This is a genomic window from Rhizobium sp. PK7-22, assembly GCF_056530405.1.
This window is the reverse complement of record NZ_CP096513.1, coordinates 102,651-118,382: the sequence shown is the minus strand read 5'-3', so window position 1 is coordinate 118,382 and position 15,732 is coordinate 102,651. Positions and strand designations below refer to the sequence as shown.

Annotated in this window: 14 protein-coding genes; 10 read left to right on the top strand and 4 right to left on the bottom strand. The window is 62.1% G+C overall.

Annotation, left to right across the window (positions count from 1 at the left end; all coding sequences use genetic code 11):
• The first annotated feature begins 3 nt into the window (after nt 1-3).
• A complete protein-coding gene (locus M1E10_RS00640) occupies nt 4-2,313 on the top strand; it encodes a xanthine dehydrogenase family protein molybdopterin-binding subunit (RefSeq protein ID WP_499173094.1) in 2,310 nt (769 codons plus the stop codon).
• 377 nt (nt 2,314-2,690) lie between these two features.
• Nucleotides 2,691-3,149, top strand: coding sequence for a class I SAM-dependent methyltransferase (locus M1E10_RS00635; protein ID WP_499173093.1), 459 nt, complete (start codon nt 2,691-2,693; stop codon nt 3,147-3,149).
• A gap of 89 nt (nt 3,150-3,238) precedes the next feature.
• Here the strand turns inward: M1E10_RS00635 and M1E10_RS00630 are convergent, their stop codons facing one another.
• Nucleotides 3,239-3,673 (bottom strand): carboxymuconolactone decarboxylase family protein, encoded by a 435-nt coding sequence (locus tag M1E10_RS00630; RefSeq protein WP_499173424.1) that lies wholly within the window; start codon nt 3,671-3,673, stop codon nt 3,239-3,241.
• A gap of 277 nt (nt 3,674-3,950) precedes the next feature.
• Between M1E10_RS00630 and M1E10_RS00625 the strand changes: the two genes are divergently transcribed.
• On the top strand, nt 3,951-4,868 hold the full coding sequence (locus M1E10_RS00625) for a LysR family transcriptional regulator (RefSeq protein ID WP_499173092.1): 918 nt from the start codon (nt 3,951-3,953) through the stop codon (nt 4,866-4,868).
• Nucleotides 4,869-4,985: 117 nt separating this feature from the next.
• On the opposite strand, the gene M1E10_RS00620 is transcribed toward M1E10_RS00625, so the two are convergent.
• The gene (locus M1E10_RS00620) at nt 4,986-5,453 is read right to left on the bottom strand and encodes a DUF6152 family protein (RefSeq protein ID WP_499173091.1); all 468 of its coding nucleotides are present in this window, start codon (nt 5,451-5,453) and stop codon (nt 4,986-4,988) included.
• Nucleotides 5,454-5,668: 215 nt separating this feature from the next.
• Nucleotides 5,669-6,565 carry a LysR family transcriptional regulator gene (locus M1E10_RS00615; protein WP_499173090.1) on the bottom strand — a complete coding sequence of 299 codons (897 nt, stop codon included), beginning with the start codon at nt 6,563-6,565 and terminating at the stop codon, nt 5,669-5,671.
• Nucleotides 6,566-6,662: 97 nt separating this feature from the next.
• On the opposite strand from M1E10_RS00615, the gene M1E10_RS00610 reads away from it, so the two are divergent.
• From M1E10_RS00610 to M1E10_RS00590, 5 genes are all read left to right on the top strand, one after another.
• Complete coding sequence (locus M1E10_RS00610) at nt 6,663-7,496, top strand: Rossmann-fold NAD(P)-binding domain-containing protein (RefSeq protein ID WP_499173089.1); 834 nt, start codon at nt 6,663-6,665, stop codon at nt 7,494-7,496.
• Nucleotides 7,497-7,541: 45 nt separating this feature from the next.
• Entirely contained in the window at nt 7,542-8,039 is a 498-nt protein-coding gene (locus M1E10_RS00605; RefSeq protein ID WP_499173088.1) for a lipocalin-like domain-containing protein, read from the top strand.
• Nucleotides 8,040-8,666: 627 nt separating this feature from the next.
• Nucleotides 8,667-9,287, top strand: coding sequence for a (2Fe-2S)-binding protein (locus M1E10_RS00600; RefSeq protein ID WP_499173087.1), 621 nt, complete (start codon nt 8,667-8,669; stop codon nt 9,285-9,287).
• Between the two features lie 3 nt (nt 9,288-9,290).
• Nucleotides 9,291-10,292 (top strand): FAD binding domain-containing protein, encoded by a 1,002-nt coding sequence (locus M1E10_RS00595; protein ID WP_499173086.1) that lies wholly within the window; start codon nt 9,291-9,293, stop codon nt 10,290-10,292.
• The gene (locus M1E10_RS00590) at nt 10,289-12,463 is read left to right on the top strand and encodes a xanthine dehydrogenase family protein molybdopterin-binding subunit (RefSeq protein ID WP_499173085.1); all 2,175 of its coding nucleotides are present in this window, start codon (nt 10,289-10,291) and stop codon (nt 12,461-12,463) included. The genes M1E10_RS00595 and M1E10_RS00590 overlap by 4 nt, the downstream gene beginning before the upstream one ends.
• Before the next feature lie 42 nt (nt 12,464-12,505).
• Here the strand turns inward: M1E10_RS00590 and M1E10_RS00585 are convergent, their stop codons facing one another.
• The gene (locus M1E10_RS00585; RefSeq protein WP_499173084.1) at nt 12,506-13,414 is read right to left on the bottom strand and encodes a LysR family transcriptional regulator; all 909 of its coding nucleotides are present in this window, start codon (nt 13,412-13,414) and stop codon (nt 12,506-12,508) included.
• Nucleotides 13,415-13,591: 177 nt separating this feature from the next.
• Between M1E10_RS00585 and M1E10_RS00580 the strand changes: the two genes are divergently transcribed.
• Both M1E10_RS00580 and M1E10_RS00575 read left to right on the top strand, forming a co-directional pair.
• Nucleotides 13,592-14,581 (top strand): MBL fold metallo-hydrolase, encoded by a 990-nt coding sequence (locus M1E10_RS00580; protein WP_499173083.1) that lies wholly within the window; start codon nt 13,592-13,594, stop codon nt 14,579-14,581.
• A gap of 31 nt (nt 14,582-14,612) precedes the next feature.
• Entirely contained in the window at nt 14,613-15,701 is a 1,089-nt protein-coding gene (locus M1E10_RS00575; RefSeq protein ID WP_499173082.1) for an aldo/keto reductase, read from the top strand.
• The last annotated feature ends 31 nt before the right edge of the window (nt 15,702-15,732 follow it).

Below are 15,732 nucleotides of genomic sequence, written 5' to 3'. Positions count from 1 at the left end.
CCCATGCCGCGACTTCTTTCACGACGTGCCTTTCTCCTGACCGGTGCTGCCGTCGCCGGGACCGCACTCGTCGCCGCCGTCGGCGGTGTCGGCTATCTTGCCACCGTCGATGTGGACGGGCTTGGCGGCCATGTCGACGGTGACAGCGGTGTGCTCAATGCCTTCGTTGTGATCCATGCCGATGGCAGGGTGGTCGTCAACGTGCCGAAGACCGAGATGGGCCAGGGTATTCACACCGGTCTCGCCATGGTGGTGGCCGAGGAACTCGACATCCCCTTCGACGGGCGCATCAGCGTCGAATTTCCGGTCGAACCCCTGCCTGCCTATTCCGTCTGGTTCAACATGCTTCAGGTGCGACCGGAAGAAGCGTCAGGGCCCGTCGTCTGGCTTGGGCGCCGGGTAATCGGCCAGCTCGGCTTCATCGCCACCGGCGCGTCGGGATCGACGATGGGAATGTGGCATCCCATGCGCGTGGCTGGCGCTTCGGCGCGCCATATGCTGCTCACTGCCGGGGCGTCTCGCCTGGGCGTGCCCATGGCGCAACTCTCGACCCGAGATGGCTTTGTCCTCCACGAGGCATCCGGCCGCAGCCTGTCCTACGGCGAACTGGCCAGCGAGGCTGCCGTGCTGCCACCGCCGGACGAACCAGTGTTGAAGCCGGCCAGCGAGTGGCGGCTGATCGGCAGATCCCAGCCGCGTGTCGACCTGCCCGCCAAGGTCCGCGGCGAGCCGGTGTTCGGCGCAGATGTCGTTCAGCCCGACATGCTTCATGCCGCGATCCGCCATCCACCTGTCTTCGGTGCGCAGGTGGCAGGTATTGTCAACGAAGCTGCCGTCCGCTCCGCCCCGGGCGTGCTGGATCTGGTGATCATCGACAGCCGTCAGGTGGCCATCGTCGCCAACTCCTGGTGGCGGGCAGAACAGGCTGCCTGGCTGCTGGACATCGCATGGACGCAGACGGACGCCGACACCGTCACTAGCGCAGACATGTCCGCGAGACTGCAATCGGCGCTAGAGAGCGAAGCACCCTACGGGCATATCGATGACGGCGACGTGGAGTCCGTCCTCACGGGCGGATCCGCGTCCGTCATCGAAGCCAGCTACACCGTCCCTTTCGTTACCCATGCCTGCATGGAGCCCATGAATGCGACGGTGATCGTCCGGCAGGACGGGTCTTCGGAAGCCTGGGTGCCCTCGCAGTCTCCCTTTGCGATACGCCAGGGAGTGTTCAAGGGTGCTGGATGGGCGGGTGTGGAGCCCGAGACAGTAACTTGCATCGTGACGATGAACGGCGGCGCCTTTGGCCGCCGCAGCGACCAGGATGTGGTTGCCCAGGCGGCCTTTCTGGCGGCCCGGCATCGGGGGCGACCGGTCAAGGTCATGTGGTCTCGCGAAGAGGACACGGCACGCGGGCTGTACCGTAGTCACGCGGCAGCGCGGTTAAGAGCGGCTCTGGGACCTGATGGACTGCCTCTCGCCTATGATGCCCTGGTCGCGACACAGTCGGTGATCGATTCGATCGCCGGCCGTAATCTGCCCGTCAACCCCGGTCCTGAAGGCGACGCCTTGACGGTCGAGGGTCTGGACAAGCGTCACTACACCATCCCGAGCCGACGCATGCGAAGCCAGAACGTCCCAAGCCATATGCCGATCGGCTTCTGGCGCTCGAACGGCTTTTCCTTCAACACCTTCTTCACCGAGAGCTTCATCGACGAATGCGCGCTCGCCGCAGACACGGATCCGCTGGACTACCGGCGGGCACTCCTCAGAGACAATCCGCGCCATCTGGCAGTCCTGAACCGGGTCGCGGAGATGTCCGGCTGGGGCGGGCCATTGCTGGTGGGACAAGGACGGGGCGTCGCTATAGAGGAATGCTACCGCAGCATCGTCGCCCAGGTGGCAGAAGTTACGGTAGCGCCGGACGGCGAAGTGACCGTCGATCGCGTGTTCTGTGCTGTCGATGTCGGCATGGTGGTCAACCCCGATGCCGTTGTGGCGCAGATGGAGGGCGGCATCCTCTTCGGCGTGACCACCACCCTTATGAGCAGCATCACGATCGAGCGTGGCGGCGTGGTGGAATCCAATTTTCACGACTTCCCCATGATGAGGCTTGCGGACGCACCGGACGTGATCGTCGAGATCATGGCAAGCGACTTGCCCCCGGGTGGCGCTGGCGAGCCGGGAATTGTGCCTGTGGCTGCGGCATTGGCCAACGCAATCTACGCTGCCAGCGGCAGGCGGCTTCGATCTTTGCCGCTGGCAATGACCGAGACGATCGGCGAACGCCGCACACGCTTGGTTCTCAAAGCGTAAGACGGGAAGACAGCAGTGAAAGCCGGAACGGCCGTCGTGATCACCGGGTGCAAGAGCGGCCGCGGTCGAAATGTCAGCAGAGGCCGTCGCTGCCGCGATCGATTATGTAACAGACCAACCTCAGCCGGTTGATGTCAGCGAGATTGTCATCCGGCCGACGGCGCAAGCGTGAGGCCGGCGAGAGTTTTCCCCGCACCACAGTGTGCGAAGACCACCACAGAGGATAGCGCATGCCAGTAGGTCCGCAGATGAACACCGCCTGTCCGCCATCCGATCGGGTCAGGTTTCTGAGAGCATGGATTCAAGACCCCTTGCGTGTGGCCTCGGTTACGCCCTCGAGCAGATCGCTTGCTCAACTGATCACGCGGGACATCGGCGTGGACACGGGACGGGTGATCGAACTTGGCCCTGGAACCGGGGTCTTCACCGATATGCTCCTGGAACGGGGCGTGCTGGAACGGGATCTGATACTGATCGAGCAGGAGGCCGGCTTTGTGACGATGCTGAAGGGCCGCTATCCCTCAGCGAGCGTTTTGAGCTTGGACGCCGGCCGGCTTGGTCGGCATCTTGAAGGCAACGTGACCTACGGCGCGACCGTCAGTGGCTTGCCATTGCTGTCCATGTCGCCGCGAAAGGTGATGGCCATCCTGCGGAGCTGCTTTCATCTGATGGAGGCCCATTCCGGCTTCTATCAGTTCACCTATGGCCCGCGCTGCCCCGTGCCGCGCCGAATTCTAGATCGCCTGGGACTAAAGGCGGTGCGCATTGGCTGGACGCCCAACAACATACCGCCAGCAGCGGTCTATCGCATCTCGAAACGCCCTCAATTGTCGTAGGATACGGATCGCGCATTCAGTGCGAAAGTACGCCCTTCAACATTGCGCTGGAGGGCGATCCCTTTCAAGAGGGGGTGATCGCAAGCGGCTTACGGCATCGCCCCTGCCGGTCGATTGCCACCGTTCTCGGCGCGCTCTGCGAACAAGGCGGACAGTGCCTGGGAAGCGGCAATTGCCCGCGGAAAGCCGGCAGGAACCGTAATCATGTAGACGATTTCCTTCAGCTCCTCCTCTGAAACGCCGACATTGAGGGCATATCCCGCATGCACGGTCATCAAGTCGGTCAAGCCGATGGAGGCAAATGCCGCCACCGCAGCGAGCTGGCGGGTCCGGTCATCCAGGCCGGGCCGCGACCATACGTCCCCAAGAGCGTAAGCCTCGGTCGCTTCAGCCAGGAAAGGGAACTGCTGCCGCATGTCTTCCAGATTCTGCTGCGCGACTCCGTTGTTTAGCTTGAGCACGACCTCCGCTCCTCTATCCCGACGTTCCTCTACGGTCAGAGCGTGAGCAGCGTTGGGTACCATGCCCAACACGGTGATCGCGCCGAGGGCGGCAAATTTCGCGTGAATATTATAAAACATATCATTCTCCTGTTGAGGCTGGTGAATTCTGGGAACTCTCATCGCCAGCCGCGCAAGCGGACCAGTCCACGAGCCATTGTGCCGCCATGATAAAGCGCGGTCTTAGTGATACCTCGGGGGTTGCCCCGCCAGAGGCGGTTGTTGCTAAGCAGAGGTTATATCTGGCCGCACGCTTCAACAATTTACGAATGATAACAGCTTTGATAAGCTCACCTACACAATGGCCAAAGATCTCCACCTCGTCTCCGTTTTTCTCGCTGTCGCACAATCCCAGAATTTCCGCGTTGCCGCGGATCGGCTGGGAGTCACTCCCTCTGCGGTGAGCCAGTCCATCCGACGAATGGAAGATCGCATGGGGGTAGTCCTCGTCCAGCGCACGACCCGTAGCGTGAGCCTGACGGAAGCAGGACTTAAGCTGTATGAGCGTGTCGCTCCCGCCATTTCTGAAGTCGAGCTCGCACTGGACATCGCGCGAGATCAGGACGCGCAACCCTCGGGACAATTGCGGCTCGCCGTATCTTCTATCGCCGAGAGGTTCATATCGGGTGGTCTGCTGGCGAGCTTCGCGCTCGCCTACCCTGCCGTGCAGATCGACGTGACGGTAACGGACGATGAATTCGATATTGTTGCCGAGGGCTATGACGCCGGCGTAAGGCTCGGAGAGGTCATCGAACAGGACATGATCGCAGTGCCCGTTTCGAGCGACCAGAGACAATTGGTTGTTGCTGCCCCGTCCTATCTCGAACGTTTTGGGGTACCTTCAAACCCGTCGGAGCTTTCCCGGCACTGCTGCATCGGATGGCGTCCAGCACCTGGCGTCGCGCCCTATAGGTGGGAATTCGAGGAGGATGGTCGTGCTTTCAACATGGCCGTCGCGCCTAGAATAACCACCAACGATATGTGGCTTATGGTCAGGACAGCCTGCGCGGGCGGCGGCGTAACATTCGGCATGGAAGAGACCTTCAGGCCCTATATCGAGCGCGGCGAACTTATCGCACTGATGGAAGAATATCTTCCCCCGTTTCCCGGATTTTTCCTCTATTTCGCCGATCGTCGCAATCTTCCCCCGAAACTCCGGGCGCTCATCGACCATGTCCGCTTCCGTTCAGGAAGCTCGCCTCCACGGGTACACGCTTGATATCCTGACGATTGTAGGGCCGGAAGCCTTCTGCGGAGAACAATCTACCGGGCCAATGCGTGTCATCTGACAGATAGGTCGGTCCGGAAGTCGGAGCTCCGATAGCGAAGATATCGGTCAACATCCGTCGACCCCCGGCGCCCAGTCGCCGTCGTAAGAAACCACCGTCCCGTCCCTGAGACGGAGCCAGGTACTGCGCAATTGGTGCGGAGGGCGGCAGTTGCGCAGAGCCACGAGCGTTACCTCGTCACCTGGCCACAGCGTTTCTTCCAGATCATAGAACCTGCGTACCGGCGAAAGCTCTATTTCGAGCACCTGGTCGAGGTCCTGAGGACGCGCCTCCACCGGACCAAAGTATTCTTCCGGTCGTCCAAGGCCTTGCGAAGACCCTTGGCCAGCTACGACGCGCACCGCAAGCACCGGATGCGGTGGAGAAAACGTGGTTTGCGTGACGATGCCGGAAATCAGGATCGGCTGAGAAGCATCGTAGCGGCCCGTTACACCATGATGTGCAAGTGCAGTACCGGACATAGCAAGCGCGATTGCCAAGACAGCCATCCGTGGTGATAAGCTTTCGAAAAACATGCTCTGCTCCATCGCCATCGTTGCCAGTCGCCCGAAGCCTATGCGTTAGCCGCCGCAGGATCCATGCTTCATCATCCCGAAAAATAACGCGATCCTGCAAAACGTCATGGATCCGCTGTCTGAAGTTCAGTCCCTGTTCAAGACTATTATCGCCGACTCTGAGGATGTCCGGATCGAGCCGACTCGGCCGATGCTTAACTGAAAACATGAATAGCTTAGTTTCGGCTGAACCGTTTCAGTGTATCGATGAACGCCCGCAGCGCCGACGGAACATGACGGTTTCGGGGATAGTAGAGTGCAAGGCCTGCAATGGGCGGGCACCAGTCCTCCAGGAGTACGACAAGGCTTTGCGCGTCGATCAGCGCTCGGGCATCGTTCTCCGGCACATAGGCTATGCCGAGCCCGCGAGATGCCGCGTCAACGAGAAGGTCGTTGTCATCTAGGGACAGAAGGCCGGGCACGTCGATCGCGATCTCCGCGCCGTGTCGTGAGAATTCCCAGCGGTAGCGTTTCCCGCTGGGCAGGCGCTGACGGATGCATCGGTGGCTGTGCAGATCATCGGGCGTGACAGGACGGTCTCGACCCTGAAGGTAGGTCGGCGAAGCGACTGCAATGAAGCGGACATCGCCATCGAACCGGACCGCGACCATATCCTGGGGCACCGCTTCCAAAAGCCGAACGCCGGCATCAAACCCTTGCTCGACGATATCCACCAGCCGCCCCTCGGACACGAGATCGAGCTCGACCTCCGGATACTCGACCATGAAATGTGGGATGACATCACGAAGCAGGGTCGCGGCGCCACTCCTGTTGGCATTGATCCGCAGCATTCCCTGTGGTGTCCCGCGCACGTCCGCAAGCGCATCAAGCGCGGTATCCAGGTCCTCCAGCACCGGGCCGAGATGCGAAAGCAGACGCGCGCCAGCGTCCGTCAGGGACACGCTTCGTGTGGTCCGGTTGAGCAGACTGACGCCGAGCCTTCTTTCCAGCCCGCTCATCGTGTGGCTGAGGGCCGACCGCGACACACCCATGGTTTCGGCGGCCTTGCGGAAGCTGCGATGGTTGGCGACGGCAGCAAAGGCCACCAGATCATTCAGGCTCGGGCGCGACATTGGTGAACCTTTCTCACTAAGTCATGCGACACTGGGCTCATAGTGTCACCAAACCTGCACCTCTACATCATGGGAGCCAACTTGGAAGGGACCTCTCATGGCTAAAACTTGGTTTATCACCGGCGCATCGTCAGGCCTCGGCCGCGAAATGACCCAGCAACTTCTAGACCGGGGCGACCGCGTCGTGGCCACCGTTCGGCAGGAGACGGCTCTTGCCGACCTGCAGCAAAGCTATCCGGAAGCCCTCGTTTCCATGAGACTCGACGTGACGGACCTCGATGGACTGCACCGTACAGTGGACGATGCATTCGCTCGCATGGGCAGGATCGACATCGTTGTCAGCAATGCCGGCTATGGTCTTTTCGGAGCGGCGGAGGAAGTCACCGACGCGCAGATCGACCATCAATTCGCCACCAACCTGACCGGCTCGATCCGGCTCATACGCGCAACGCTCCCGCATCTGCGCCGCCAGGGCGGCGGCCGGATCGTTCAGGTCTCCTCTGAGGGTGGGCAAATCGCTTACCCCGGCTTCAGCCTCTATCACGCCACGAAATGGGGTATCGAGGGCTTCGTGGAAGCCGTGGCGCAGGAAGTTTCCCCTTTCGGCATCGACTTCATCATCGCTGAGCCCGGGCCGACGGTGACGAATTTCGCAGGTGGTCTGGTGCGTCCCACACCCATGGATGCCTATTTGCAAACGCCTGCCGGTGACGTGCGCCGAATGATCGACGACGGCAGCTTCGTGTTGAAGGGCGACGGTCCCCGCACTGCGGCTGCAATCATCGCTGCGGCAGACAGCCCGAACCCTGCCCTGCGCCTTGCCCTGGGCAGCACTGCCTATGCTTCGATTTCAAAGGCTCTGGCCCAGCGTCTGGCGGCGATTGAAGCCCAGCGCGCGATCGCCTTCTCGGCAGACCGCGACGACCTCTGACCCGCAAGAAAACTCCAGCTTCCTATGTCAAAAAGGAAAAGCCACATGCGCACTTACTATCTTCTGATAGCCGCCTTGATCGGGTTCTCTGCAGCGAGCGCTTACGGACAGGTAATGCCGTCAAATCAGGTCCAGGGCACCTGGCGTATGATCTCTGCCCAAATCGATCCGGAGGGGGAGAACCGCCCTGCTTACGGCGAACGGCCGAACGGACTGCTGGTGTTCACGGCGGACATGCATTTCATCGAGGTGCTGACAGATGCTGCCACGCCACGCTTTGCATCCGATGCAAGAGGGGAAGGGACGGACGCTGAGAACCGGACCGCCATGTCGAGCAGCATCGGCTTTTTCGGCACCTATACGGTGGATGAGGCAGGTGAGTTTAACGGCAATCGCGTGGAGGGCTCAACATTTCCGAACTGGGTAGGCGGAAGCCGAACGCGCGAGGAATTGACGCTGATCGTCACAGGCGACCACATGACAGAGCATTTCCGACGCCCTGAAGGGACGGAGATCGTCATCGAGTGGCGACGCGTCAACTAGGGCAACATGCCTTGCTGCAGCAGAAACCTCCCTGAGCATACTGTGCTTTCAAACGGCCCATGATTGTGAAGAACAGCTTATCAGGCCGTGCAGAGTCTGGCGGCTTATCCTCCCCAGTCCGCCTGAAATATCGTCCCTCCTGAAAGATCCAGCGGCCCGCTGCGACCTCAGGAAAAGCCATATGCGCGTCTCCAGATCTTCGCCTTCCAGGTCCCCCGGACGAGCGTCCTCTCCCAACGGCCTGACACATATTGTTACACTTTCGGCTGCAACTGGCAAAACTCTGCGACAAGCATCTTCTACGTTGCAGACGCCCAAAAGAGCGGCTCGACCACGAAGTTGAGGAATAAGAGATGCTGAAGAGCCTGTGGTTTGCTGCCGTAGCCGGAATGCGGGTTTCGCAATAACCGGGTCGTCCGTCTCCGCTGGCGACCGTTGAATTCATCCAGACCAACAGCACGTCAACCTGTGGTTATCCCTACGGCAACACCAGCCGCGACAACCACCGGATGGGCAACGGCGGCAGCGGCGAGGATTGCCGCAGCGCCAGCCGTACCGCCCAACCCGCCAATCCATTCATGACGCCGGCCGCAACGCAGCCAGCATTCTGCAAGACCAGGAGTTCAAATGTCCGATCCGCAAGATACGCGATTCCTCGAAATCACCCGCAGACAGGTTCTGGAAGCCGGAACCATCGTTGCCGTGTCCGGGATGGTGATGCCGACGCCGGGGCATGCCCAATCGCCCAGTTCCCAGGCGTCCCCGGAAAATGGCATGACGGTTCGCGTCGCCTTTACCGTCAACGGTCGGCAGATGACCCTGGAGATCGACGCACGCGCCTCGCTGCTCGACATGTTGCGCGAGCGGCTTGGCCTCGTCGGAGCAAAAAAAGGCTGCGACCATGGTCAATGCGGCGCCTGCACGGTCCTCATCGACGACCGCCGGGTCGCGTCCTGCCTGACGCTTGCTGCCAAAGTCGATGGTCGTGAGGTGACCACCATCGAAGGCATAGCCCCGTCGGATGGTCTCCACCCCATGCAACAGGCCTTCATCGATCACGACGCCCTGCAATGCGGCTACTGCACGCCCGGCCAGATCATGGCTGCGATCGCCTGCGTCAGGGAAGGTCATGCCTCCACGCCCGAGCAGATCAGGGAATACATGAGCGGAAACATCTGTCGGTGCGGTGCCTACGTCGGCATCGTTGCAGCCATTGTACAGGCCGCTCCTGAAATCGAGAGGAGCTAAGCCATGAAAGCATTGTCCTATATTCGCCCCAGCACCGCAGGCCAAGCGCTCGAGGCCTTTGCCGCAGCCGGCGAAGGCGCCCGCTACATCGCCGGCGGCACCAACCTCTACGACCTGATGAAACTCGGGATCGAGCAACCAACTCACCTGATCGATATTGCCTCGATCGAGGGCTCCGACCGGATCGATACCAGCGGCGACCGGCTTTATTTCGGAGCAGGAGCGCTGATGGCGGACATCGCGGAGGATGACATCGTGCTGCGCGACTACCCTGTCCTGGCGGAAAGCCTCTCGAAGGCCGCTTCACAGCAGCTGCGCAATATGGCGACCGTCGGCGGCAATCTGTTGCAGCGGACGCGCTGTCCTTACTTCAGGAACGGTGCGAACGGGTGGTACCCTTGCAACAAGCGAGAGCCGGGGTCAGGCTGCGCCGCCATCGGCGGCCTTGACCGGTCTCAGGCCGTGCTGGGCGTGAGTGACGCCTGCACCGCCGTATCGCCCGGCGATTGGCCCGTTGCGCTGACGGCCCTGGATGCAACGATCGAGGTGCAGAGTCTCAACGGAGCCCGCGTTCTCCCGATCTCCGAATTCTACCTTCCGCCCGGTGAAACACCCCATCTCGAATTCGCGATCGGCCCCCAGGAAATCATGACCGGTATCGCGGTTCCGAAAACCGCCGCCGGCCGCAACTCGACCTATCTGAAGGTGCGCGACCGGGAATCCTACGCCTTTGCGCTCGCCTCTGCAGCAGTTGCGCTCGATATGGAGGGGGATCGTGTGCGGCAGGCGCATGTCGCCCTTGGAGGGCTCGCCACGCGGCCCTGGCGGGCGACCGAGACCGAGGCTTTTCTACAAGGCCAGTCTCTGACGCGGGAACGGGCTCTGGAGGCCGCCCGGGCAGCCTTTGCCAGTGCCCGCCCGGGTCAGCACAACGCCTTCAAGATCGAGCTCGGCGTGCGGACAATTGCCGACGCCGTCATGATTGCCGGGAGAAAGAACCCATGACCCTGAAACGTACCGCTGACCGCCCCAGGATCGATGCCCATGAAAAAGTGGTCGGTCGCGCCCTCTACGCCGCCGATCAGCCGTTTCCGGGTCTGCTGCATGCGATGACCGTTCCGGCGAGGATCGCCAAGGGGCAGATCCTGGCCATCGACACCGTCGCGGCGCAGAATGTCGCGGGCGCCGTGCGCATCTTCACGCATAAGGATTTCTCGCAGATCCGCACGACGCCTGCAGCCCGCGGCGCCTATGGCCAGCCCGGCAAAGGTCACCAGCCGATGACGGCGCCGCTCATTCGCCACCGAGGCGAACCCGTCGCCTTGGTGGTGGCCGAAACTCTGGAGGCGGCGATCGAGGCCGCAGAAGCCGTGGACGTGCGCTATGCCGAGGAGCCTTTCAGCGCCCGGATGGAAGACGAGAGCGCCAGCCCGGAGCCGGAGGCGAGCGAGCACGTCTCAGGCGATGCCGGCGCGGCCCTGGCCGGTGCGGCCTATGTCGTCGATGTGGAATATTGGCATCCCCAGCAGCATCACAATCCCATCGAGATGATCTCGACCACCGCCGTGTTCGAGGACGGCATTCTGCAGATCTACGAGGGCACGCAGGCCGCAGCCTTTGCCGGCGGGCTGGCCGGCATGATGGGACTGGAGCCGCAGATGCTTCGCGGCATCAGCCCGTACATAGGTGGAGGATTCGGCCAGAAGAACGGCGCGCAGGAACAGAGCGTGCTGGTGGCAAGCGCCGCCTTGATCCTGCGCCGCCCGGTCAAGCTCGTCATGCCACGGGGCCAGTTGTTCCACACGGCATCCTATCGCCCGCGGAGCCGGCACCGTGTTCAACTTGCGGCGGACGGCAGTGGCAATCTGCTTGCAGGCATCTACGAAACGGAGCAGCAGCATAGCCGCTACGATGGCTTCGGCTGCGAACACGGCGTCAATCCGCCCCGCATGTACAACTATCAGACCTGGTCGGGGAGCGACCGCATTGTCCGGGTGGATACCCAGACGCCTGGACATCAGCGGGCGCCGCACGAGCAGGCGTCGAGCTATGCCACCGAATGCGCTTTCGACGAGCTCGCCGAGACGCTCGGCATGGATCCGGTGGCGCTTCGCCTGGCCAACGACGCGCAGCTCGATCCGCTGACCGGCAAACCCTTCTCCTCCCGCCATCTCGCGGAGTGCCTGCGGCGCGGAGCGGACCTCTTCGACTGGGACCGTCGCATGGCACAGCCCGGCGCTCTGCGCGCTGAAAACGGCGACCTGATCGGTCTGGGCGTGGCCTGTGGCAACTATAAAGCCTCCATGTCGCCCACCGTCACCACCCTGCGGCTTTCGGCAAGCGGGAGATGCGAAATCGCGACGTCTGGCCACGAGATGGGACAGGGGATCCGCAGTGTCATTGCCGAAGAACTAATCGACGTCCTTGGCCTCGACCCCACCAAGCTCGACATCAGGATCGGCGACACCGGGCATGCGCCCCAGCATCTCACCGCGGGTTCATGGGGGGCGGCAAGCGTGGCGCCGGCGGCCAGGGCCGCTGCCTTGAGGCTGCGGGAAGAGCTTAGCCGGCTTACGGGGTCTCCGTTGTCGCAGGAGCCGGTTCATGTCCAGCTGGCGCGCACCCGCCGCCCCTCTCTGGAAGTCTCGATCGAGACCGTGCCCCTGAGCCAGGACCAGCAGTCGATCGACCAGTTGCGCAGGGGTATTCCGACAACCTCTGGCCCCGAATATCCCGACTTTCTAGCCTTCAGCTGGATCGCCCATTTTGCCGAAGTCCACGTCGAGCCGTCGACGGGGCGCGTCCGTGTCAGGCGGGTTGTGAGTGTCGCCGACTGCGGACGAGTCATGAACCGCCGGACGGCGGAAAGCCAGGTTCGCGGCGGTGTGGTCTGGGGCATCGGTGCTGCCCTGCGCGAGGCCGGGGAAACGGATCCGAGATACGGCGGCGTCCTCAACAACGACCTTGCCGAATATGTCGTGCCGGTCAACGCCGACATCGACACCATCGATGTCGATTTCATCGAGGAGCCAGCCACCAGCCTTAACATATCCGGCGTCAAGGGACTGGGCGAGGTCGCCATGGTCGGCGCCTCGGCCGCCATCGTCAATGCGGTCTACAACGCGACTGGAAGAAGGATCCGGCATTTGCCGATCCGGGTCGAGGACTTGCTCTAGAGATGGTTTTCGGCAGGGCCGGTCTGCTGGCGATCAGGAGCATCATCGCCCGCCAGCCTGCCAGTCGTAGCTCTTCATGTAGCCGAGAAAGGCCCGCATGGCGGCACTTGGGAGACGGCGATTGGGATAATACAGGAACCAGTGCGGCAAGACGGGACCCCAGTTTGGGAAAAGCTCCACCAGCCGGCCGGCCTGGACGTGAGGTTTTGCATAGTCGTCCAGGACGTGGGCGATGCCTCGGCCAGCCAAGGCCGCCTGGAGCTCGTTATGCACCGCGCTGACTGTCAGGCGCCCAGAGGGCGTGACCTCCAGCTCTTCGTCGTCACGGACAAACCGCCATGTGACGAGAGTGCCGCCGGGAAACCGGCGCCTGATGCAGTCGTGACCGACGAGATCGTGCGGCGTTTCCGGCACGCCCTGTCTGGCGATGTAATCCGGCGATGCGACGATCGCATATCTGAGCGAGGGTCCCAACGGCACTGCGATCATGTCCTGCGCCAGCTGCTGGCCGAACCTGACACCGGCATCGAACCCTCGCGCCACGATGTCGATCACCGCCGCATCGCTGATGATTTCAATCTTCACGTCGCGATAGGCCTCCATGAAACCGAACACGAGAGGGCAGAGGAAGTGATCGATGGCGGGAGCCGGCGCATTGATCCGCAAGGTCCCTGACGGGCTTTCTCTCAGGTCGTCGACCTCGCTGATGGCGAGCTGAATGTCGCTCAATGCCGGGGTGAGTCGATCGAGGAGGCGCTGCCCTGCCTCCGTGGGCGACACGCTTCTGGTTGTCCGGTTGAGGAGGCGGATGCCAAGGGTCTCTTCCAGGGAACTGATCGTCTGGCTCAAAGCCGACGACGACACGCCACGCTCCAGGGCTGCAGCGCGAAATCCACCACAGCGGACGATGGCTGCAAAAACATCGAAACTGTCCAGACGGATTGGGTTCATTGCGAAGCTTACCTTATCAAGCCGTGCACATTTACCTGCCTTATCAGCGCGAATGCATCCTGTCATCCTTCATCCGCAGTCAAACGCCACGGTCCGATCATGGGACTTCCGGTCGCATTCAATGAAACGCGATCCGGTCCGGCGGGCTGGCGACCATCATCACGAAGGGAATAACCTATGAATGCGTTCACCTTGAAGAGACGCGCTGTCATGCTGTCGGCGGTCGTCGGCGCATCAAGCATGTTCGTGACGGGCGGCAACGGCAGCGCCAATGCCCAGACGACCACGGCGCCTGAGAGCGGAAACTCCGGGTTCTACCGTTTCCGCGTCGGCGAGATCAGCGCCACCGTCTTGAGCGATGGCGTGATCGGTGGACCGCCGCGGGTCTACGCTAGCGACGCACCCGAAGCCGAACTTCAGGAAGTGCTGCGCCAGGCATTCCTGCCGACTGATCACATGACGCTCAACCTGAACACTCTTCTGATCGAAACCGGCGGCCGCCGGATATTGATCGAGGCAGGCGCTGGAGCGACCATGGGTCCAAACGGCGGCCGGATTTTTGAGAACCTCGCGGCGATCGGGCTTGATGCAGCGGACATCGATACGATCGTGATCTCGCACACCCATCCCGACCATGTCGGCAATCTCAGGACTGAGGACGGCGGCAGGGCCTTTCCGCGCGCAACAGTCTTCCTGCCGAAGGCCGACTGGGACTTCTTCGTCCGCACCGATCCGGATCTTTCCTATATGCCGGTACCGGAGGAATTCCGCTTGCGCTTTGCGGCAAACATCAAGAGCAGCCTTGAGCCTGTGGGGAACAATGTCGAGCTCTATGAAGCCGGTGCCGAGATCGTGCCGGGCCTGACGACGATCGCCGCCTCCGGTCACACCCCGGGCATGGTAACCTTCCTAGTCCACTCCGGTACCGATCAGCTGCTGCTGACGGCGGACCTGGCTTATCATCCGGTGGTCAATATCGACAATCCCTGGCTTCCAGGTCCCGACCGCGACAAGGAGACGGCGCTTTCCTCACGCCGGCGCATCTTCGACCGGGCGGCAGCGGATCGCATTCCGGTGCTCGGCTTCCATTTTCCGTTTCCGGGCCTCGGCCGGATGCTGAAGACCGATGGCGGCTACGCCTGGGTCCCCGCCAACTGGCAATTCTGAAACCCGTCAATCAACAATCAGGAAATCTCCCATGGACCAGTCGAAGATCAACCGCCGCGGCTTTCTCGGAACCGTGGGTGCGGCGGCAACGGGGATTGCCCTTGCCGCCGGCAGCACTGCCAGGGCACAGGCACAACCTACCGATGCGGCTATGCCGGCCGCAGGCTCGAACCCGGATGTGCTGACCCGCACCTTGCCGCGCAGCGGTGAAACGGTCACGGCTCTGGGCCTTGGTACCTTCCTGACCTTCGACCTGCTGCCTGGGGATAGCCGCGACGCTCTTCGGCAGGTCTTCGAAAGATATGTCGCCGCCGGCGGCCGGGTGGTTGACACCTCGCCCCTCTACGGCTCGGCTGAAGTCACTGTCGGCCAGTTCATGGGCGAGTTTTCCGGATCCGACGAGATGTTCCTCGCCAACAAGGTCTGGGCCACGGGTGAATATCTCGGCGACGAAAGCCATGCAGTGGAGAGCTTCCGGCAGTCGCGGCTGCGCACTTGGCGCGAGACGATCAATCTGATGCAGTGCCACAGCATCACCAATGCGCCGGTCGTCATCCCGCTCATGAAGGCGTGGAAGCAGGAAGGCCTGATCCGCCACGTTGGCGTGACCCACCATGAATCGGCGGCGCAAGACCAGTTGCTGGCGATCGTTGAACGCAACGACGTCGACTTCATCCAGACGAACTACTCGATCTTCAATCGCGACGCCGAGCGGCGCTTATTGCCGGCCGCAGCAGAGAAAGGCGTCGGCGTGCTGATCAACCTGCCGCTTGAGAAGGCCCGCCTGATGAAGGTGGTGGAAGGGCAGCCGCTTCCCGAATTTGCACAGGAGTTCGGGGCGACAACCTGGGCGCAGTTCTTCCTGAAATGGGTCATGGCCCATCCTGCGGTCACGAGCGTGCTCTGCGGCACGTCGAACCCGGATCACATGAGCGACAATGTTCAGGCGATGACCGGCCCGCTTCCGGATGAAAGCATGCGCCGGCGCATGGTCGCCCATATGGAAACGATCCCCGGCTTCGGCTCCATCGGCACGATGCCCTGGTACCCCGGCAAGGAGGCCATGTACTCCGGTCTGATCAAGCAAGCGCAGGCGAACGCCGCAAGCCGGCTGCAGTAGATCGCCACCAACCGCCTCCACCCACACTTCG

Coding starts and splice junctions, on each gene's coding strand:
- M1E10_RS00640 (WP_499173094.1), top strand. CDS start 4: ATGCCGCGACTTCTTTCACGACGTGCCTTTCTCCTGACCGGTGCTGCC.
- M1E10_RS00630 (WP_499173424.1), bottom strand. CDS start 3,673: ATGGTACCCAACGCTGCTCACGCTCTGACCGTAGAGGAACGTCGGGAT.
- M1E10_RS00625 (WP_499173092.1), top strand. CDS start 3,951: ATGGCCAAAGATCTCCACCTCGTCTCCGTTTTTCTCGCTGTCGCACAA.
- M1E10_RS00620 (WP_499173091.1), bottom strand. CDS start 5,453: ATGTTTTTCGAAAGCTTATCACCACGGATGGCTGTCTTGGCAATCGCG.
- M1E10_RS00615 (WP_499173090.1), bottom strand. CDS start 6,565: ATGTCGCGCCCGAGCCTGAATGATCTGGTGGCCTTTGCTGCCGTCGCC.
- M1E10_RS00610 (WP_499173089.1), top strand. CDS start 6,663: ATGGCTAAAACTTGGTTTATCACCGGCGCATCGTCAGGCCTCGGCCGC.
- M1E10_RS00605 (WP_499173088.1), top strand. CDS start 7,542: ATGCGCACTTACTATCTTCTGATAGCCGCCTTGATCGGGTTCTCTGCA.
- M1E10_RS00600 (WP_499173087.1), top strand. CDS start 8,667: ATGTCCGATCCGCAAGATACGCGATTCCTCGAAATCACCCGCAGACAG.
- M1E10_RS00595 (WP_499173086.1), top strand. CDS start 9,291: ATGAAAGCATTGTCCTATATTCGCCCCAGCACCGCAGGCCAAGCGCTC.
- M1E10_RS00590 (WP_499173085.1), top strand. CDS start 10,289: ATGACCCTGAAACGTACCGCTGACCGCCCCAGGATCGATGCCCATGAA.
- M1E10_RS00585 (WP_499173084.1), bottom strand. CDS start 13,414: ATGAACCCAATCCGTCTGGACAGTTTCGATGTTTTTGCAGCCATCGTC.
- M1E10_RS00580 (WP_499173083.1), top strand. CDS start 13,592: ATGAATGCGTTCACCTTGAAGAGACGCGCTGTCATGCTGTCGGCGGTC.
- M1E10_RS00575 (WP_499173082.1), top strand. CDS start 14,613: ATGGACCAGTCGAAGATCAACCGCCGCGGCTTTCTCGGAACCGTGGGT.